The sequence below is a fragment of the Mycobacterium sp. WMMD1722 genome, from assembly GCF_049315205.1.
Taxonomy (GTDB): Bacteria; Actinomycetota; Actinomycetes; order Mycobacteriales; family Mycobacteriaceae; genus Mycobacterium.
Map to the genome: position 1 here is coordinate 4,961,479 of NZ_CP186056.1, position 18,952 is coordinate 4,980,430.

Below are 18,952 nucleotides of genomic sequence, written 5' to 3' on the forward strand. Positions count from 1 at the left end.
TGGTGTCGGCGTGAAAGCGCGGTCGGCGGCGGGCCGTTCAGAGAATCGCATCGGCCAGGCGGTCGAGTTGCTCGACGGCCTCGCCGGTCGGATGGAACAGCAGCCGGTCGAAGCCCATCGTCTGATACCGCCGGACGGTGGCGCGGACATCGTCGACCGAACTGACCATGTCGGCGACGTTGACCTTCGCGTAGTCGGGGTTGAATCCGTAGTAGCGCGCCAGATGGTCCCGGCCCGCCGCCACGGTTTCGGTCGAGCCCAGCGTGAAGTTGACCGACGCCTGTAGATAGGGACGGCCGGGCCGTCCCGCGGCCCGCCATCCGGTCCGGATCTGCTCGGCCAGCGTCTCCTGCACGGCATAGTGGCGGACGGCACCGGCCGCCCACCCGTCACCGGCGGTGACGACCCGGCGCACCGTGGCCGCCGACCGGCCACCGAAGAGCAGCGGCACATTCGCCGGCGCCGGGAACAACGTGTCGGTACCGGCGACCGGTTCCCCGGCGAACAACCGGCGCATGTACTCGACCTGTTCGTCGAGAATCTTGCCGCGCCTTCCGAATTCGGCGCCGGTGGCGGCGTACTCGTCACGCCGGTTCCCCACACCCAGACCGACGACCAGTCGTCCGTCGCAGATCCGGGTCAGGCTGCCGACCTGTTTGGCGAGCGGAATGACGGGATACAGCGGCGCGAGGAGAACGTTGGTCACCAATGTCACGCGGTCGGTGGCGCCGGCCGCGGCGGCCAGCGCGATGAGGGAGTCGACCCCGGGGTAGAAGAGCCGATCGATCGTGGTGACGGATTCGAACCCGCGCTGTTCGGCGCGGCGTGCCCATCGGGCGACGGCGGCGCCGGAGACGTCGGCGATGTGGTTCGGCAGGCCGATTCCGAATTTCACTGCGCATCCTCTGTTCTGGCGGGGGTGTTGACGGCGGTCAGCATCTGGTCGTAGCGGCCGTCGCGTTCGGCGAACCGCACCGCACGCGCGGCGTCGACGACCACCTCGCCGGTCTGCGGCTGCGCGGACAGTGCCTCGAGGACTTCGGCGACGAAGTCGTCGGCGGTCATCGAATCCGCGCCGACCGGACCGTCCATGTCTGTGCGCACCCGCGGTGGAGCGATCTCGATGACCTGGATTCGATCCGGCTGCAGCATGATTCGCAGCGATTCGGTGTAGGAGTGCAGACCGGCCTTGCTGGCGCAGTACGCGGCGGCGGCCGCCAGCGGCACGAAGGCCAGCGCCGAGGTGATGTTCACGATGGTCGAGTCCGGGTGGTCGCGCAGTATCGGTAGCAGCGCTGAGGTCAACATGATCGGGCCCACCAGATTGGTCGCGACGACGGCGGCCGCCAGCGCCGGGTCGGACGTGCCGTCACCGTCGAGCGTCATGACGCCGGCGTTGCTGATCAACACGTCGAGGTCCGGCCAGCGGCGCTGCACGGTCAGGGCCAGCCGGCGGATGGATTCCGGGTCGGCGACGTCCAGCGGGTGCCATTCGATGCCCGGGTGGGCGTCGGCGACGGCGCGTAGCGGGCCGGGTCGCCGGCCGGTGATCACGACCCGGTTCCCGCTGCGGTGTAGGGCGACAGCCAGGGCCCGTCCGATGCCGGTGCCGCCGCCGGTGATCAATGCCGTGTTGCCGGTCAGTTTCATCTCGCCTCCTGTGCCGAACCGATGTGGCTCAAGCCTGCTGGTCGACTGCCGTTACACCAAGAAATCTCCCGATTTCCGTCAGTTTTCTTCGGCAATGCGGCGCAGGAGTATATTGTTCAGTCGCAGTGGATGCATCAGACGGACTTATTCTTCATGCCCTGCAGATCGCGCCACGGGCGTCGTTCCGGCGGATCGCGGGGGTCGTCGGCATCGACGAACAGGCCGTCGCGCGCCGCTACCACGCCCTGCGCCGCGCCGGTGTGCTCCGCGTGGTCGGCGTGGTGAATCCCTGGGTGCACGGCGAATGCCAGTGGGTCGTCCGGGTGCGGGCCAAACCCGACGACCTGCAGCGGCTCGCCGAGGCGCTGGTCCGAAGACCTGATGTCACCCACGCCAATGTGCTGTCCGGCGGCACCGAACTGGTCTGCGTGGTCCGCGCTCCGGTCGGCGACTCCGGCGACGGACTGTTGAGCCGTCTGCCCCGCACGTCGACCGTTCTCGACATGCGCATCGACCTGATCCTCAGCGTGTTCGGCTCGCCGACCGGCACGCAGTGGACCGGACATGGGCACCGCCTGGACGCCGACCGGATCGTTGCGTTGCACCCCGCGGACATGCCGCACGCGGAACGACCCATGGCGCCGGCACCCGAGGATCAACCACTTCTGGACGCGCTGGCCGATGACGGGCGGGTGCCCGACAGCGCATTGGCCCGGCTCACCGGATGGTCACCGGCCCGGGTGAAGCGCCGATTGGCCGCACTGCAGACCTCGGGCACGCTCACCTACGACCTCGATCTACTGCCCGAGCGCCTCGGATTCGCGATGAACGCGATCATCTGGATGTCGGTCCGGCCGCAACACCTGACCTCGGTCGGCGAGCGAATCGCCGGACATGCCGACGTCGCCTCGGTCGCTGCGGTCAGCGGCCCGGCCAATCTCATGGCCGTGGTGATCTGCCGCGACACCGAGCACCTCTACCGCTATCTCGCCGAACATCTGGGGTCCGTCGAGCTCATCGAATCCTACGAGGTCAGCGTCCGCAGCAAGCGCCTCAAACAGGTGGGCTCGCTGGTCTCGGCCGGCCGCCTGGTCCGTGTCCGGTAATCGCGGTCAGTCACCGTCTTGGACGCGCGCCATGGCGAGTACGTCCAGGCGTTTGTCCAGCTCCTCTTCGGACAGCTTGTCGCCGATCAGCCCGCGATCGATGACCGTCTGGCGAATCGTCTTCTTGTCCTTGAGCGCTTCCTTGGCCACCTTGGCGGCCTCCTCGTAACCGATCGCCGAGTTCAGCGGCGTCACGATCGACGGCGACGATTCGGCCAGCTCGCGCAGCCGGTCCTCGTGGGCGACCAGACCGTCGATGCACTTCTCGGCGAACAGCCGTGACACGTTGGCCAGCAGCGTGAACGACTCCAGCACGTTGCGGGCCATCATCGGGATGTAGACGTTCAGCTCGAACGCACCCGACAGTCCGCCGACGGTGACCGCGGCGTCGTTGCCGATGACCTGAGCGGCGACCTGCGTCACCGCCTCGGGCAGAACCGGATTCACCTTGCCCGGCATGATGGAGCTACCCGGCTGCAGGTCGGGCAGCTGGATCTCGCCGAGGCCGGTCAGCGGTCCGGAGCCCATCCAGCGGATGTCGTTGGCGATCTTGGTCAGCGACGCGGCGATCGTCTTCAGCGCGCCGGAGGCCTCGACCAGCCCGTCGCGGGCGGCCTGGGCCTCGAAGTGATCGACCGCCGGACGCAGTTCCTCGATGCCGGTCTGGCTCTTGAGCACCTCGACGACCTTGTCGCCGAAACCCTCGGGCGCGTTGAGGCCGGTGCCGACGGCGGTGCCGCCGATGGCCAGCTCACCGAGCCGGGGCAGGGTCGCGCGCACGCGCTCGACGCCGGCTTCGATCTGGCGCGCGTAGCCGCCGAACTCCTGGCCCAGCGTCACCGGGACGGCGTCCATCAGATGCGTGCGGCCGGATTTCACCGTGGTGCGCCACTGGCGGGCCTTACCGGCCAGCGATTCGTGCAGCACCTCCAACGCCGGGATCAGATGGCGCACCGCGGCCTCGGTGGCCGCGATGTGGGTGGCCGTCGGGAACGTGTCGTTGGAGCTCTGCGACATGTTCACGTCGTCGTTGGGGTGCACCGTCACGCCGTTGCGGGCCGCGATCGACGCGATGACCTCGTTGGCGTTCATGTTCGAGCTGGTGCCCGAACCGGTCTGGAACACGTCGATCGGGAACTGATCGTCGTGCTGCCCGTCGGCGATCTCCCCGGCGGCGGCGATGATCGCGTCGGCCTTATCGGCCGCGAGCAACCCGAGGTCCTTGTTCACCTGCGCGCAGGCGCCTTTGAGCAGCCCCAGCGCCCGGATCTGCGTGCGCTCCAGCGGTCGGAACGAGATCGGGAAGTTCTCGACGGCGCGTTGGGTCTGCGCACGCCACAGGGCGTCCTTGGGCACCCGGACCTCGCCCATGGTGTCGTGCTCGATGCGGTACTCGACGTCTTTGTCGGCCATGTGTGTGATGTTCCTCGAGGGTCGTTGGGGGGGTTACGGCAGGGGATAGGCGGCGCTGCTGTCGCCGGTGAAGTCGACGGCGGAATACTCGTTGAGCTTCGACAGCCGGTGGTACGCCTCGATCATGCGCACGGTGCCGGACTTGCTGCGCATCACGATGGACTGGGTGGTGCAGCCACCGCCGACATAACGCACACCCTGCAGCAGGTCGCCGTCGGTGACGCCGGTCGCGCAGAAGAAGACGTTCTCCCCGGAGACCAGGTCCTCGGTCTTCAGGACGCGGCTGACGTCATGGCCGGCGTCGACGGCCTTCTGCCGTTCCTCGTCGTCCTTGGGGGCGAGCTGGGCGTGGATCGCGCCACCCATACAGCGGATGGCCGCCGCGGTGATGATGCCCTCGGGGGTGCCGCCGACACCGGCGAGCATGTCGGTGCCGGAGTTGGGCCGGCATGCGGAGATGGCGCCGGCGACGTCGCCGTCGGAGATCAACCGGATCCGGGCGCCGGCGTCGCGGACATCGGCGATCAACTGCTCGTGGCGGGGCCGGTCCAGGATGCACACCGTCAGGTCGCGAACGGACACACCCTTCACCTTGGCCACCGCGCGGACGTTCTCGCCGATGGGCTTGGTGATGTCGATGGCGTCGACGGCGTCGGGTCCGACGGCGATCTTGTTCATGTAGAAGACGGCCGACGGGTCGAACATCGCGCCGCGTTCGGCCACCGCGAGCACCGAGATCGCGTTGGGCATGCCCTTGCTCATCAGCGTGGTGCCGTCGATCGGGTCGACGGCGAAGTCGCACTCCGGCCCGTCGCCGTTGCCGACCTCCTCGCCGTTGTAGAGCATCGGGGCGTTGTCCTTCTCGCCCTCACCGATGACGACGACGCCGCGCATCGAGACTGAGTTGACCAGCTCGCGCATGGCGTCCACGGCGGCGCCGTCGCCACCTTCCTTGTCGCCGCGCCCGACCCACCTGCCCGCGGCCATGGCCCCGGCCTCGGTGACACGGACGAGTTCGAGGGCGAGGTTGCGGTCGGGGGCTTCCCTGCGGCGCGACGATGAGCCGCTTGCGCGAAGAGAATCAGACTCAGGAGGCATGCGGTGATTGTCCCAGAACCCCTTCACCAGGTGGGAGCTGGGATACTGGCTTTCATGAGCACGCCGCCGGAGCCCACCTCGCGCGAGCCGGAAGTGACCGGTCCGGCCTACCCCCAGGCCAAGCCCCGGGTGCTGCAGGACGGCCGCGACATGTTCTGGTCGATGGCTCCGCTGGTTCTCGCGTGCATCGTGTTGGCAGGTCTGTTGGGCATGTGCTCGTTCCAGGGCACCCGCACCTCCAACAGCCCGGCGCCGTCGTTCGATGCGCCGGCCGCCCTGCAGGACGATGCGAATGCCCTGCCCGTGCCGATCCGCGTGCCGGTGCTGCCGGAGGGCTGGCAGTCGAATTCGGGCGGACGTGAGGGCATCGAAGGTGGCCGGGTCGATCCGGCCTCCGAGCAGCCGGTCCGCGCGGTGGTCTCGCGCGTCGGCTATCTGACCCCGAGTGGCCAGTACCTGAGCCTGTCGCAGAGCAACGCCGACGAGGACAAGCTGGTCGAATCCATCACCCCGGGCCTGGTGCCGTCGGGTTCCGAAGACGTCGACGGAGTCACGTGGGTGGTGTACCGGGGTGGCGAGGGCACCGAACCGGTGTGGACGACGCGGCTGCCCGGCCCGACCCAGGTCGCCATCACCGGAGCGGGAAGCACCGAGGAGTTCCGCACCCTGGCCGCCGCCACGCAGAAACAGCAGCCCCTGGAGAAACGATGACCGCACGCGAGCAGGACGCCCCGGTAGCCGATCTGACCGGCTGGACCGTCGAAACCTTCACCGCCGCCGGCTACACCCACGACGTGTACCGCCGGGGCGCCGGACCCGGCGTGGTCCTCATCCCCGAGATGCCGGGCCTGCACCCACACGTTCTGGCGCTCGGCAACCACCTCGTCGACAGCGGATTCACCGTCGCGGCGCCCTCGCTGTTCGGCACCCCGCTCAAACCCGCGCTCGGCCCCGGCGCCATCCCGGTCCTGCTGAAGGGTTGCGTGGCCAAGGAGTTCGCCGCCTTCGCCACCAACGCCGACCGGCCCGTCGCGCACTATCTCCGCGCGCTGGCACGTGACCTCAACGCCCGCACCCCCGGCCCGGGCGTGGGAGTGATCGGGCAGTGCTTCACCGGCGGCTTCGCCCTCGCCGCGGCCGTCGACGAGAGCGTGCTCGCCCCGGTACTCAGCCAGCCGTCGGTGCCGTTGGCGCTGACCGCCGCGCAGAAGCGTGATCCCGGGGTGTCCGAGGCCGAGCTGCGGATCATCGAGAAGCGGGCGCAGAACGACGGCCTGTGCGCCCTGGGGCTGCGCTTCAGCCAGGACTGGATGGCTCCGGCCGAACGGTTCGAGACGTTGAAGAACCGCCTCGGCGACGCCTTCGAGGTGATCGAGATCGACTCGAAGAAAGGCAATCCGCACGGCATCTCGTCGTCGGCGCATTCGGTGCTCACCGATCAGATCCGCGAGGTCGACGGCCACCCCGCCTACGAGGCGCGCAAACGCGTCGTCGAATTCCTCACCGAGCGGCTCGCGCCGGCCCACCCCGCCTGAACCGGTCGGCCAACCACCGCCACCAGCGCGGCGGTGACGGCTCGTCGTCGTCCGGGGGCCGCAGCGGGACCCCCTTGTAGACAGCGAGATACACGCTGATCGTCGTGACGATGATGATCATCAGCACCGGGCCGAGCACGATCCCCCAGAAGCCGAACATCGCGATCCCGGAGAACACCGCGAGCAGCATCAGCGCCGGATCCAGCCGGGCCTCCCTGGGAACCAGAATCGGTCGCAGCACATTGTCGATGTTGGTGACCACCAGCAGGTGGAAGGCCACGACGAACACCCCGCCGAACACGTTGCCGAACAACGCCATTCCGATGCCGAACGGGATGGTGACCACACCGCTGCCCAAGGGGATCACCGACAGCGCGGTCAAGATGATGGCGAAGAAGAAGAAGCCGTTGTGGAAGCCGGCCAGGTAGATCGACACGGCGCCGGCCACACCTTGGCAGAGCGCGATCACGAACTGGCCCTTGACCGTTCCCCGCACCATCGCGCCGATCTTGTCCAGATACAGGTCGGTGATCTGTTCGCCGAGCGGGTTGAGCCGGCGGATCAGGGTGCGGATCTTGTCGCGGTTCACCAGCAGCGAGACGAACACGTACAGGAAGATCACCGATGCGGCCAACGCCCCGAGCACCCCGCCGAGCGCACCCTCCAGCACCCCGAGCAGCCATTCGCCGACGCGCTGCGACACCGTGACCACACCGTCGCGCAGGGTGTCCGGGGTGAGGCGGGTGTCGAGGAACGGGACCCGGGCGAGGAGATCGTTGGCGAGTTCGAGACCACGGTCGCCCAGTGCGCTGACGTCCGTGGTGGCCATCCATTGGCTGACCGTGTCCACCATCTGGCTGATCTGCGCGATGGCGAGCATGACGACGATGCTCACCGGGATCACGACGGTGAGCAGGGCGGCCACGACCGTCAGCGTCGCCGACAGTCCGGAGCCCGACCGGCGGCGCAGTCGTTCGTAGAGCGGGGTGAACAGGTACGCCGCGACCGCGGCGACCACGATGAGTATGAAGAAGCTCTGCAGGAAGTAGGCGCCGAACCCCACGGCCAGGGCGGTCGCGACGGCCAACGCCCGCTTCTGCGTGGGGGTGAACTGGTCACCGACGTCGTCGGCCAAGCGCTCAGGCCTCGGCGAGTTTCATGACGTGGCCCAGGATGTCGGGGTAGCGCTTGAGGTGGGCGCCTCCGTTGAGGTCGAGGATCTCGCCGGTCAGCCAGGCCGCGCCGGGGGAGCACAGGTAGCGCACCGCGTTGGCGACGTCCTCGGGGGTGCCCGCGCGACCCAGCGCGGTGTTCTCCAGGTAGTCCTCCACGACGCCGGGCACCGAGGCGGCCGGCGCGGTCAGCGGGGTGTGCACGAAGCCGGGGGCCACGGCGTTGACGCGGATGCCGCGGGCGCCCATCTCGAGGGCGGCGACCTGGGTCAGCATCGACAGGCCGGCTTTCGCGGCGCAGTACGCACTCATCCCGGACGCGGGCTGGCGTCCGTTGAGCGACGAGATCTGCACCAGGACGCCGCCTTCGCGCAGCATCCGGCCGGCGTGTTTGGCGACGATGAAGCCGCCGGTGAGACAGACGTCGATCACCTCGCGGAACTGGTCGACCGGCATGTCGGTGATCAGGCCGACATTGCTGAACCCCGCGCAGTTGACCACGGCGTCGAGCGTTCCGGTCTGCGCGAAGAGCGCCTCGACGGAGTTCTCGTCGATGACGTCGACGGTGGCGGCGCTGTGCGGGGTGCCCAGTTCGGCCGCGCGGTCGCGCGCGCCGTCGGTGTTGCGGTCGGCGAGCACGACGCGGTAGCCGTCGGCCGACAGGGCCTGGGCGGTGGCCCAGCCGATGCCTGACGCGGCGCCGATGACTATGGCGACCCGATCGCTAGCGTCGATCATCGAGGTGACTCCTGCGCAGCCGGAAACCAGAACGTGTAACCCAGAACGTGTAACAACGTCACACCTGCGCGGCCAAAACGCAATAGCGCCGTTGGCATCCGGGCTGGCACACTCGTGCGGGTGGTGGACCTGCAGAGATCGGAGTCGATATCGGTGGCGCTGCCGCCGGACGAGCTCTATGCGCTGGTGTCGGATGTGACCAGGACGGGCGAATGGAGTCCGGTCTGCAAGGCCTGCTGGTGGGACGACGGCGACGGCCCCCGCGTCGGCGCCCACTTCACCGGCCGCAACGAGACCCCCGAGCGGACGTGGGAGACGCGCAGCCAGGTGGTCGCGGCCGACCCGGGCCGCGAATTCGCCTGGGAGGTCAACAACGGCTGGGTGCATTGGGGCTACACCCTCGAGGCCGACGGTGACGGCACCCGGCTGACCGAGCACTGGGAGTTCCTGCCGGCCGGGCTCGCCGGCTTCGGTGAACGCTTCGGCGACGCGGCCGATGCGGAGATCGCCAAACGCAGCGAGGCGGCCCGCACCGGGATTCCCGAGACGCTGGCCGCCATCAAGCGGGTGGCCGAAGGCGCCTGACCCGCGGGGGTGTCAGGCGGTCAGGGCCGAATACAGCGAAACCCGATGTGGCTCATGCCCGTATCCACCGGCTGCGGTCGGCGTGCGGCGGGCCGATAGCGCAGGCAGTAGCTGTCGGCGCACAGGAACGATCCGCCCTTGACCACCCGGCGGGGCACCGCGAACTGCGACTGCCGAGGGTCGACACTGTCGGCGGCGCAACAGGGTTGGCCGTCGCGGGTGGCGCCGTACCAGTCGGTGGTCCACTCCCACACGTTGCCCGCCATGTCGTACAACCCGTAGCCGTTGGGCGGGTAGCCGGCCACCGCGGTGGTGCGGCCGTATCCGGGATCCGGACGCCAAGGGAAGTCGCCGTGCCAGTAATTCGCCAGCCGCTCGCCGGGCCGCTCGGGGTCCTCACCCCAGGTGTAGGTGGTGTGCTCGAGTCCACCGCGGGCGGCGACTTCCCATTGGGCTTCGGTCGGCAGGGTCAGACCCGCCCACGTCGCGTAGGCCTGGGCATCGGCGTAGGCGACGTGTACGACGGGGTGTGCGGCGCGTTTGTCGATCGACGAGTTCGGTCCGACCGGATGCCGCCAGGACGCACCGGGCGTCCAGAGCCACCACTGACTGAGGTGCGTCAGGTCCACGGGGCCGGCGGTGCGGCGGAACACCATCGAGCCGGGTTGGAGGTTCTGCGGGGGAGCGCCCGGATAATCGGCGGGGTCGAGCGGACGTTCGGCGATGGTGACATACCCTGTCGCAGCGACGAATTCGGCGAACTGGGCGTTGGTCACCTGACGGGTCTGGATGCTGAACGCCTCGACGGTGACCGCCGCGGCGGGTGCCTCCTCGGGGTAGTGGTGGTCGGAGCCGAGGGTCGCCGTCTGCGCCGGGATCCGGACGAACTCCTCGCCGGAATCGACGTTTCGCCCGACGCCACGCGAACTTTCCCGCCCAGGTGTTCGGTCGGGCGCAATCGGGTCAGGCACTGAAGACCGTGCGCCAGTCGTCGCGCATGCTGATCACCGTCCAGTCCTGCGCCGCGGCGTTCTCGAGCGCGCGTTCGGCGCCGGCGTCGTAGGCGAATTCCCGCTCGGCGTCGTCGTGGCGTACCAGCAGGCGCAGCCCGCGACAGTACTGCAGCATCTCGTTGTCGCCGTTGGAGTTGCCGACCGCGATGAGGGGGCGCCGTCCGAGGCGGTTCCAGATGCGCACCGGTTTCTCCGGGCCGTCGTCGAAGACGTCGAGCGTCGGCTGGATCACCAGATCGCCGGTGTCGGTGAACTTCAAACCCTGCGCACTGCCCACCACCCGCTCGGGCGGGATGCCGTAGATCGCCCGCGCGATCGGGCGGATGAAGTCGCGGCCGCCCCCGGAGACGATGTAGCAGGTGAAGTCGTTGGCCTCCAGATAGCGCAGCAGCTCGACCATCGGCGCATAGGTGCACTCGCGGTACGGCCGCCGGAGCGTCGGGTGGCCGGCGTCGGCGAAGAACGCGGCGACCAGGGCGGCGTGCTCCTCGACCGCCATCGCCTCGTGCAGTGCCAGGCCCGCCTGCGCCAGCAGTTTCAGGTCGCTGTCGTCGCCCTGATAGTGCTTGGTGACGGCGCCACCGAACCACGCCAGATCGTGCTCGGCGGCCGCTCGATACGGTTGACGCGACCGCAGATCAGGGTCCTCGGCGGCTTTGACCGCCAATCGTCGGACGATGAAGTCGAGTTGGATGTACGCGGGCTTCTCACACCAGAGCGTGCCGTCGTTGTCGAAGACGGCCACGCGCTCCTCGGGTGCCACGTCGTTGCCGGCCCGCTGCACGAAGTCGACGATCGCCGACCTCGTGGGGCCGTCGGTCCACGAGTCGAGCATCTAATCCGACGCCAGGAACTCTTCGAGCTTCTTGACGATCTGGTCGATGCTGAAACTGGCCGGTGGGTGCCGTGGCGGAAACTCCTTGAACGTGTCCAGGAACGCCGCCGCCCCGGCGGTGGCATAGAAGGCGAAGAAGTCACGACGCAAGAACCACTCGTAGTACGTGTTCGACGTGATGTCGGCGTATTCGAAGGGGTCGGTGCGCAGATTGAACAGTTTCGGCACGCGCAGTTCGGTGAACGGCTCGGCCCAGATCCGCAGGGTGCCCTGGCACCGTTGCTCGGCGAACACGATCTTCCAATTCTCGAAGCGCAAGGCCACCAACTGCGCGTCGTCGTTGAAATAGAAGAACAGGCGTCGTGGGCTCTCCTCGACCTCACCGGTCAGGTAGGGCAGCAGATTGAAACCGTCGATGTGCACCCTGTACTCGGTCTCGCCGTCGGCGCCGGCTTTGTGTCCCTTCTTCAGCTTGTCGCTGATGTCGGGGTCCCCGGCGGCGGCGAGCAGTGTCGGCAGCCAATCGTGGTGCTGGATGATCTCGTTGGAGACGACGCCCGCCGCGATCTTGCCCGGCCACCGGATCAGCTCCGGGACGCGGAACGCGCCCTCCCAGTTGGTGTTCTTCTCGCTGCGGAACGGGGTGGTGCCGGCGTCCGGCCACGAGTTGCGATGCGGGCCGTTATCGGTGGAGTAGATGACGATCGTGTCGTCAGCGATGCCGAGCTCGTCGAGGACGTCGAGGACAGTGCCCACGTTCTTGTCGTGGTCGATCATCGCGTCGTGGTATTCGGACTGCCACAACCCGGCCTGGCCGCGGCTTTCGGGCTTGACGTGGGTGTAGAGGTGCATGTGGGTGAAGTTGCACCACACGAAGAACGGGTTGCCCTCGGCGTGCTGGCGCTTGATGTAGTCGACGGTGCGGTCGGCGATGTCGTCGTCGATGGTCTCCATGCGCTTGGCGGTGAGCGGGCCGGTGTCCTCGATGGTCTGTTTGCCGACCGGTCCGAACTTCGGGTCGTCGGGTTCTGTGGAGACCTCGGTGGTGGCTTTGCAGTTCATCACCCCGCGCGGCAGCGCCTGCTGGTACAGCCGCGGGAACCGGTCCTTGTGGGGATAGTCGTACTGCTCCGGTTCCTCCTCGGCGTTGAGGTGGTAGAGGTTGCCGTAGAACTCGTCGAAGCCGTGCACCGTCGGTAAGTACTTGTTCAGGTCACCGAAGTGGTTCTTGCCGAACTGCCCGGTCGCGTAGCCGAGGGGTTTGAGCAGTTCGGCGATGGTCGGATCCTCGGCGGCCCAGCCGATGTCGACGCCCGGCACGCCGACCTTGCTCATCCCGGTGCGGTAGACGCTCTGACCGGAGATGAACGCCGCCCGTCCGGCGGTGCAGCTCTGCTCGCCGTAGGAATCGGTGAATCGCATACCCTCGTTCGCGATTCGGTCGATGTTGGGGGTGCGGTAGCCCATCAGACCGTCGCTGTAGCAGCTCAGGTTGCTGATGCCGATGTCGTCGCCCCAGATGACGAGGATGTTGGGTTTTCCGTCCGGCATCGCGCTCTCCTCGATGGTCGACGTCTGTGCCGATCGTAGGCGTGTCCCGGCGTCGCTGCGCGGGGAACGGCGCACAATCTGAAGCCATGTTGGCCGTCGAGCTGATCACCCGTGTCGGTCTGGCGACGCTGCTGGGGGTGATCATCGGCGTGGAGCGTCAGTGGCGGGCCCGGATGGCGGGATTGCAGACGATGGCCCTGGTCAGCATGGGCTCGGCGCTGTTCTTCATCCTGGGCGCCTTCAGCTTCCCCGGCACCGATCCGACCCGGGTGGCGGCCCAGATCGTCTCGGGCATCGGCTTTCTCGGCGCCGGAGTGATCCTCAAACACGGGTTGTCGGTGGTCGGGTTGAACACCGCGGCGACGCTGTGGGCCACCGCCGCGGTGGGAGCGCTCGCCGGCGCGTGGATGTGGCGGGAGGCGATCGCCGGGGCGGCGATCGTGGTGTTCGGCAACTTGTTCCTGCAGCCACTGGCGCGCCGGATGGACATCCGCAGCGGACGCAATGCCGCCGAGGAGGCGTCCACCTTCACCATCGAGGTGGCCTGTCCGAGGGACTCCGGTGAGCAGGTGCGCGCACTGGTCGGCAGCGCACTGGGGTCGGCCGAGCTGACGGTGACGGCGATCAGCTCGGCGGTCCGCGCGGCGGACGACGAGACGGTGGTGCGCGCCGACGTCTCCACGGGCGCGGGCGGGGAGGCCGGAGTGGAGGCCGCGGTCAGTGAACTCGCCACCGACCCGCGGGTCAGGGCGGCGAGGTGGAGCGCGACCTGATCAGCCGGCAGGCGGAGCGGGTACCGCGGCCACCGGCGACTTCCCGCGCTGGGCCTTCATCTTATCGTACAACTCGACGTAGTAGGGCAGGCACTGTTCCATCGCCTGTTCGGTGGTGTAGAGCGGCCGGTAGCCCAGATCGCGTTCGGCCTTGGCGATCGAGAAGTAGTTGTCCAGCGTGATCCGTTCCACCGCAGTCGGTTCCAGCGGCGGCTTGGGCAGCCCGAACCGGAAGTGCAGCCGCTGCCAGAGCGTCATCACCGCGAGCACCATCCGCCCGGAGATCCGCAGCGTGGGCAGCTTCTCCCCGCAGGCCTCGATGACCGGCCTGCTGAACTCGAACATGTTGACCGGGTCGCCGTCGTTGACGAAGTACGCCTGCCCGGGCGCGGTGCCGCCCGGCACCAGGTGCTGTGCGGCGAGGATGAATCCGTGCACCAGGTTGTGCACGTAGGAGTTGTCGAGTTTGACGTCCTTGCTCCCGACGAGCACCTTGACGTGTCCGGCCTGCACGCTCTCGAACACCTTGCGGAACATCGTCTGGTCGCCGCGGCCCCAGATGCCGCTCGGCCGGATCGAGCACGTCAGCATCCCGTCGACAGCGTTCTGAGACAGGACGAACTTCTCGGCCACCACCTTGGTCTCGGTGTAGAGGTCGTTGAAGCGGTCGGTGTAGGGCATCGTCTCGTCGCCGGCGACGATGCGCTGACCGCCCATGACGACACTGTTGGATGCGGTGTAGACGAAGCGCGCGACGCCGGCCGCGCGGGCGGCACGCACCAGGTTCTCGGTACCGCCGACGTTGACCGCGAAGCTGCGCTGCCGGTACTCCTCGGTGACCGACGCGCCGCCCATCAGGTCGATGATCGCCGCGGTATGGAACACGGTGTCGACGCCCGCCACGGCCTCGGCGACGGTCTCGGGATCGCAGATGTCCCCGACGAGCGTCTCGAGGTTCGGGTGCGGCGGCAGGGGGGACGGGGCGCGGTCGAAGGACCGCACGTGGTGGCCCCGCTCGAGCAGTTCGGTCACCAGGTTGGCCCCGACGAAGCCGGAGCCGCCGGTCACCAGCATCCGGCCGAGTTCGGTCGTCAATGATGCGTCACCCATGGCGGCGACTATAACTGAAACGTGTTCCAGTTTTGAAGTCCCGACGGCAAAGCGGTGACTTCGTCAGTTCTCTTCGTCGTCGTCCCCACTGAGGGTATTCTCGATCCTCTGCCGCGCGCCAGCTAAGTGCTCCTCGCAGCATTTGGCCAGCGCTTCGCCTCTTTCCCACAGGGTCAGCGATGCATCGAGGTCGAGGCCGCCCTGCTCGAGCTGCTGCACGACGGCGATCAGTTCGTCGCGGGCCTCTTCGTACCCCATCTCACTAATGGGCTTCATCTACTCTTCATCCGCTCCTGTGCTGACGGCGTTGACGGCCCCATCGGCCACCCGGATGCGCAACTGCGCCCCCGCCGGGGCGTCGGCGGTGGTCCGCAGGACGTGGGCCTCATCGCCCGCCGACACCGTCTGCACGACCGCGTAGCCGCGCGCCAGGGTGGCGGCCGGACCGAGGGTCATCAGTCGCGCCGACAGGTGTCCGATCCGCTCGGATTCCACGGCGACCAGGCGGGCGACGTCACGGCGTCCGGCGGTCCTGGCGCGGTGTACGTCGGCGGCACGGGCCTCCAGCGCCTGCAGCGGTTGCGCCAGCACCGGCCTGCTGCGCAGCTGGGTGAGGTGGTGCTGCTCGCGGTTGACCCAGTTGCGCAGCGCGCGGGCGCTGCGCATCCGCAGGTCGGCCACGAGCGCCTGTTCGGCCGCGGCGTCGGGAACGATCCGCTTGGCGGCGTCGGTCGGTGTGGCTGCGCGCAGGTCGGCGACCAGGTCCGACAGCGGGTTGTCCGGTTCGTGGCCGACGGCGCTGACCACCGGGGTGGTGCACTTGGCGATCTCCCGGCACAGCGTCTCGTCGGAGAACGGCAGCAGATCTTCGACGCTGCCTCCGCCGCGGGCCAGCACGATGACGTCGACCGCGTCGTCGCGGTCGAGCGCCCGCAGCGCCTCGACGATCTGCGGGACGGCGTTGGGGCCCTGCACCGCGGCGTTGCGCACGGCGAACCGGACGGCGGGCCAGCGGTTCGTCGCGACGGCCACGACGTCGTGCTCGGCGGCCGAGGCCCGGCCGGTGATCAGGCCGATGGTGCCGGGCAGGAACGGGATGGGCCGTTTCAGCCGGGGGTCGAACAGGCCTTCGGCGTCGAGCAGCCGGCGCAGCCGCTCGATGCGGGCCAGCAGCTCGCCGATGCCGACCGCCCGGATCTCACTGATCCGCAGGCTGAACGAGCCGTTGCGGGTGTAGAACTGCGGTTTGCCCAGCACGATCACCTGGGTGCCCTCGCTGAGTGCGACGGGGGCGTTGGCGACCAGGTCGCGGGGGCAACTCACCGACAGCGACATGTCCGCGGCCGGGTCGCGAAGCACCATCCACGCGGTGTTCTGCCGCAGTTTGAGCTCGGTGAGCTGACCTTCGATCCAGACCATGCCGAGCCGGTCGATGTACTTGGCGACCCGGGTCGCGACGGCGCGGACCGGCCAGGGGTTGTCGGCGGATTTACCCTGCTCGTCGCTCACGTCGCGTGGCCGCGGGTCACTTGGCGTTGGCGCGGGTGATCCGGTTGGCCAGCAGGGTCTGGAACGGCGCACGCGCACGGGTGGCGCCCTCATAGGCCAGCAGCGCCTCGAGATCGGCCACCGACAGCGAGGGCAGCCGAGCCCGCAGCTGGGCCAGCGTCAGCGACTGGTAGTCGAGTTCGTCGGCGATGCCCGGTGTCGCCTCGGCGGCCGGTTCGGTCTCCGGTTCCGGCTCGGATCCGCCATCGGTCTCCGGCTCGCCGGTCGAGTACAGCGCGAAGCGGCCCTCGGTGCGGCGTTCGCCGTCGGCGGCCGGATCGGGCGCGTCGTCCTCGTCGAACGTCGCCCACTCCGGTTGCTCGTCCTTGGGCGGGAAGATGCTCTCCAGCGCCTCATCGCCCCGGTTCACCAGGTCGGCGAGGTTCTGCTGGAGATGGATGACGATGCTGGCGACCTGGCTGGCCACCGTCATCGGGTACATCAGGATGGTCTGCGGCAGTTTGCGGGTTTCCTCGACCGCTGTGACGGTCACGCCGACCAGCAGACGGACCCCATAGGGTGCGGTAGCCATGCGCCTAGCCTACGGATGGGCGTTCGGTGCTGGCGGTCAGTACCCTGGGAGTCATGCCGTCGACCATCAACATGGGGATTCCTGGCACGTCCAGCTCGGTCACCGGCGGTGTCGCGGGGAAGCGGGTGCTGCTCGCCGAGCCGCGCGGCTACTGCGCCGGCGTGGACCGGGCCGTCGAGACCGTGGAGCGCGCGCTGGAGAAGCACGGGGCTCCGGTCTACGTGCGGCACGAGATCGTGCACAACCGCTACGTCGTCGAGACCCTGGCCAAAGCCGGCGCGGTGTTCGTCGAACAGACCGACGAGGTGCCCGAGGGCGCCATCGTCGTCTTCTCCGCCCACGGGGTGGCGCCGACGGTGCACGTCGAGGCGGCCGCCCGGAACCTCAAGACCATCGACGCCACCTGCCCCCTGGTGACCAAGGTGCACAACGAGGCCAAACGCTTCGCCCGCGACGACTACGACATCCTGCTCGTCGGTCACGAAGGGCACGAAGAGGTCGTCGGGACCGCCGGGGAGGCGCCGGACCATGTGCAGGTCGTCGACAACCCCGACGCCGTCGACAACGTCACCGTGCGCGACCCGAACAAGGTGATCTGGCTGTCGCAGACCACGCTGAGCGTCGACGAGACCATGGAGACCGTGCGCCGGCTGCGGGAGAAGTTCCCCATGCTGCAGGATCCGCCGAGCGACGACATCTGCTACGCGACCCAGAACCGTCAGGTCGCGGTCAAGGCGATGGCACCGGAATGTGATCTGGTGATCGTCGTCGGGTCGAAGAACTCGTCGAATTCGGTGCGGCTGGTCGAGGTGGCGCTGGGTGCGGGCTCCGACGCCGCGCACCTGGTCGACTACGCCGACGATATCGATCCGGCGTGGCTGGCGGGGGTCACCACGGTCGGCGTGACCTCCGGTGCGTCGGTGCCCGAGGTGCTGGTGCGCGGAGTTCTGGAACGCCTCGCCGAATACGGCTATGACACCGTCCAGCCGGTCACCACGGCCAACGAAACGCTGGTGTTCGCGCTGCCGCGGGAGATCCGGCCCGCCCGCAGCGAACCGGTCAGCTGACCGTCAGACGTCGTACTCCCAGCCGTCGGGGTCCCAGCTGCTGCGCCGGGCCCGCGGGCGGCTGCGGTATTCGCTGCGCTCATCGAGGTCCTCGTCGCCGCCGCGGTAGCGGACCCGGGACACCGGATGGTGGGTCGACGAACCCGCCGACCCGTTCGCGCTGAACGGTTCGTAGTCGTCGAAGTCCTCGTAGCGTCGGCGCCGTTCCGGCCGCTCGTAGGTGCGGTGGTCCTGCGGCGGAAGCTTCTCGCGGGGTTGACGCTCGCGCGGCTGGCGTTCGCGGCTCCGGCGAGGGGTGTCTCGGCCGTCGCGCTCGCGACGCCGGCGGGGTTCGGCGGAGTCCTCGGACCGCGCCGGTCGGGTGCGCCGCGGCCGCTCGGTGATCGGCTCGATGATCTCGGTGTCGGCCGGGCGGGCATGCCGGGAGCGGGGCGGTGTGCGTTCGGTCGGCGTGCGGGCCGCGCTTCTGGCCGACGGGTCCCGGCTGCCCCGCGTGCGTTCGGCGGTCGACTTGGTGGGTCGAGCTGCCCTGGTGGAACGGCGGGGGCGCTCGGCGGTGCGGCGGCGACGCGGCGGCTCCTCGTCCAGCGCGTCGTCGGCCTCCTCGGCGGCGGCGTCGCGGTGGGTGGCCGCGGCGACCTTGGCGCCGACCGCCGCGAGCAGCCCATTGCGGCGGGCGCCGCCGGTGGCGCGGGCTTTCTTCGGCCCGGCGGGGTTCGCGTCCGCGACGTGGGCGGTGCGGCCCAGATACCAGCGCGCCGCGCCGATGAGCAACACCAGCGCCGAGGTGAAGAACATCAGCGGGAACCGCTCGATCAGCGGATAGCCGCAGTTGATGGCGAGGTCCTTGAGCCCGTTGATCTCTGAGCTGTGGAACAGGAAATAGGCGCCGGGCACCGTGACGAACAGCAGCAGGGGCGGCTGGATGACCGCGGTGAACAGCCCCGACTGCCGGACGGCCAGGACGGCGAGCACACAACCGAGTCCGAAGCAGACGGCGAAGACCGAGCCGAGTTCGCGCGTGCCCGCACCGGCGTCGAAGGCGAAGCCGATCGCGATGAAGGTGAGCGCCAGGACCACCGCACCCCACCACGGCACCCCCGGGAAATTCGGGTGCACGGAGCGGTGATCGGCCGCTACTGCCGACCGTGCGCGCTGTCCAGACACAGGTAGACCGTACCGGCTCAGCACAGGTGCGTGCCGCCAGCGCGCGCGGGTGTGGCCGT

20 protein-coding genes are annotated in these 18,952 nt (G+C 68.8%); 6 read left to right on the top strand and 14 right to left on the bottom strand.

The features are described 5' to 3' along the window. Window positions 1-37: 37 nt before the first annotated feature. Both ACN27E_RS24020 and ACN27E_RS24025 read right to left on the bottom strand, forming a co-directional pair. The gene (locus tag ACN27E_RS24020) at window positions 38-895 is read right to left on the bottom strand and encodes an LLM class flavin-dependent oxidoreductase (protein ID WP_422745321.1); all 858 of its coding nucleotides are present in this window, start codon (window positions 893-895) and stop codon (window positions 38-40) included. Next, window positions 892-1,650 carry an SDR family NAD(P)-dependent oxidoreductase gene (locus ACN27E_RS24025; protein WP_422745323.1) on the bottom strand — a complete coding sequence of 253 codons (759 nt, stop codon included), beginning with the start codon at window positions 1,648-1,650 and terminating at the stop codon, window positions 892-894. The genes ACN27E_RS24020 and ACN27E_RS24025 overlap by 4 nt, the downstream gene beginning before the upstream one ends. 125 nt (window positions 1,651-1,775) lie before the next feature. Between ACN27E_RS24025 and ACN27E_RS24030 the strand changes: the two genes are divergently transcribed. Then, on the top strand, window positions 1,776-2,756 hold the full coding sequence (locus ACN27E_RS24030; protein WP_422745325.1) for an Lrp/AsnC family transcriptional regulator: 981 nt from the start codon (window positions 1,776-1,778) through the stop codon (window positions 2,754-2,756). A gap of 6 nt (window positions 2,757-2,762) precedes the next feature. On the opposite strand, the gene ACN27E_RS24035 is transcribed toward ACN27E_RS24030, so the two are convergent. Together ACN27E_RS24035 and glpX are read right to left on the bottom strand one after the other, a co-directional pair. Next, window positions 2,763-4,169 carry a class II fumarate hydratase gene (locus ACN27E_RS24035; protein WP_422745326.1) on the bottom strand — a complete coding sequence of 469 codons (1,407 nt, stop codon included), beginning with the start codon at window positions 4,167-4,169 and terminating at the stop codon, window positions 2,763-2,765. A 33-nt stretch (window positions 4,170-4,202) separates the two neighbouring features. Next, window positions 4,203-5,267 (bottom strand): class II fructose-bisphosphatase, encoded by a 1,065-nt coding sequence (gene glpX, locus ACN27E_RS24040; RefSeq protein WP_422745329.1) that lies wholly within the window; start codon window positions 5,265-5,267, stop codon window positions 4,203-4,205. A 54-nt stretch (window positions 5,268-5,321) separates the two neighbouring features. Between glpX and ACN27E_RS24045 the strand changes: the two genes are divergently transcribed. After that, entirely contained in the window at window positions 5,322-5,978 is a 657-nt protein-coding gene (locus ACN27E_RS24045) for a DUF4245 domain-containing protein (RefSeq protein ID WP_422745331.1), read from the top strand. Beyond that, entirely contained in the window at window positions 5,975-6,802 is an 828-nt protein-coding gene (locus ACN27E_RS24050) for a dienelactone hydrolase family protein (protein ID WP_422745333.1), read from the top strand. The genes ACN27E_RS24045 and ACN27E_RS24050 overlap by 4 nt, the downstream gene beginning before the upstream one ends. Here ACN27E_RS24050 and ACN27E_RS24055 read toward each other — a convergent pair. Together ACN27E_RS24055 and ACN27E_RS24060 are read right to left on the bottom strand one after the other, a co-directional pair. Further along, a complete protein-coding gene (locus ACN27E_RS24055; protein WP_422745336.1) occupies window positions 6,768-7,937 on the bottom strand; it encodes an AI-2E family transporter in 1,170 nt (389 codons plus the stop codon). The two genes, ACN27E_RS24050 and ACN27E_RS24055, sit on opposite strands and share 35 nt — an antisense overlap. Window positions 7,938-7,941: 4 nt before the next feature. Then, the gene (locus tag ACN27E_RS24060) at window positions 7,942-8,712 is read right to left on the bottom strand and encodes an SDR family NAD(P)-dependent oxidoreductase (RefSeq protein ID WP_422745338.1); all 771 of its coding nucleotides are present in this window, start codon (window positions 8,710-8,712) and stop codon (window positions 7,942-7,944) included. 120 nt (window positions 8,713-8,832) lie between these two features. Here ACN27E_RS24060 and ACN27E_RS24065 point away from each other — a divergent pair, with 120 nt between their 5' ends. Further along, window positions 8,833-9,297 carry an SRPBCC family protein gene (locus tag ACN27E_RS24065; RefSeq protein ID WP_422745340.1) on the top strand — a complete coding sequence of 155 codons (465 nt, stop codon included), beginning with the start codon at window positions 8,833-8,835 and terminating at the stop codon, window positions 9,295-9,297. Between the two features lie 20 nt (window positions 9,298-9,317). On the opposite strand, the gene ACN27E_RS24070 is transcribed toward ACN27E_RS24065, so the two are convergent. Genes ACN27E_RS24070 through ACN27E_RS24080 form a run of 3 tightly spaced genes read right to left on the bottom strand, consistent with a single transcriptional unit; the run spans window position 9,318 to window position 12,696 of the window. Continuing rightward, window positions 9,318-10,268: a formylglycine-generating enzyme family protein gene (locus tag ACN27E_RS24070; protein WP_422745343.1), complete on the bottom strand. Its 951-nt coding sequence runs from the start codon at window positions 10,266-10,268 to the stop codon at window positions 9,318-9,320. Further along, window positions 10,261-11,145 (bottom strand): HAD family hydrolase, encoded by an 885-nt coding sequence (locus ACN27E_RS24075; protein ID WP_422745344.1) that lies wholly within the window; start codon window positions 11,143-11,145, stop codon window positions 10,261-10,263. The genes ACN27E_RS24070 and ACN27E_RS24075 overlap by 8 nt, the downstream gene beginning before the upstream one ends. Beyond that, window positions 11,146-12,696, bottom strand: coding sequence for an arylsulfatase (locus ACN27E_RS24080; protein WP_422745346.1), 1,551 nt, complete (start codon window positions 12,694-12,696; stop codon window positions 11,146-11,148). It lies immediately after the preceding gene. Between the two features lie 86 nt (window positions 12,697-12,782). Here ACN27E_RS24080 and ACN27E_RS24085 point away from each other — a divergent pair, with 86 nt between their 5' ends. After that, entirely contained in the window at window positions 12,783-13,469 is a 687-nt protein-coding gene (locus tag ACN27E_RS24085; RefSeq protein ID WP_422745347.1) for an MgtC/SapB family protein, read from the top strand. Here ACN27E_RS24085 and ACN27E_RS24090 read toward each other — a convergent pair whose 3' ends face one another. From ACN27E_RS24090 to ACN27E_RS24105, 4 genes are all read right to left on the bottom strand, one after another. Further along, window positions 13,470-14,579: a 3-beta-hydroxysteroid dehydrogenase gene (locus ACN27E_RS24090; protein ID WP_422745348.1), complete on the bottom strand. Its 1,110-nt coding sequence runs from the start codon at window positions 14,577-14,579 to the stop codon at window positions 13,470-13,472. Window positions 14,580-14,642: 63 nt separating this feature from the next. Then, the gene (locus ACN27E_RS24095; RefSeq protein WP_422745351.1) at window positions 14,643-14,855 is read right to left on the bottom strand and encodes an exodeoxyribonuclease VII small subunit; all 213 of its coding nucleotides are present in this window, start codon (window positions 14,853-14,855) and stop codon (window positions 14,643-14,645) included. After that, window positions 14,856-16,181 (bottom strand): exodeoxyribonuclease VII large subunit, encoded by a 1,326-nt coding sequence (gene xseA, locus ACN27E_RS24100; protein ID WP_422745353.1) that lies wholly within the window; start codon window positions 16,179-16,181, stop codon window positions 14,856-14,858. After that, a complete protein-coding gene (locus tag ACN27E_RS24105) occupies window positions 16,105-16,659 on the bottom strand; it encodes a lipid droplet-associated protein (protein ID WP_422745355.1) in 555 nt (184 codons plus the stop codon). The genes xseA and ACN27E_RS24105 overlap by 77 nt, the downstream gene beginning before the upstream one ends. A 53-nt stretch (window positions 16,660-16,712) precedes the next feature. Here ACN27E_RS24105 and ACN27E_RS24110 point away from each other — a divergent pair, with 53 nt between their 5' ends. Further along, window positions 16,713-17,726 (top strand): 4-hydroxy-3-methylbut-2-enyl diphosphate reductase, encoded by a 1,014-nt coding sequence (locus tag ACN27E_RS24110; protein ID WP_422745357.1) that lies wholly within the window; start codon window positions 16,713-16,715, stop codon window positions 17,724-17,726. Window positions 17,727-17,729: 3 nt separating this feature from the next. Here ACN27E_RS24110 and ACN27E_RS24115 read toward each other — a convergent pair whose 3' ends face one another. Further along, entirely contained in the window at window positions 17,730-18,893 is a 1,164-nt protein-coding gene (locus ACN27E_RS24115; RefSeq protein ID WP_422745358.1) for a DUF6542 domain-containing protein, read from the bottom strand. Between the last annotated feature and the right edge of the window lie 59 nt (window positions 18,894-18,952).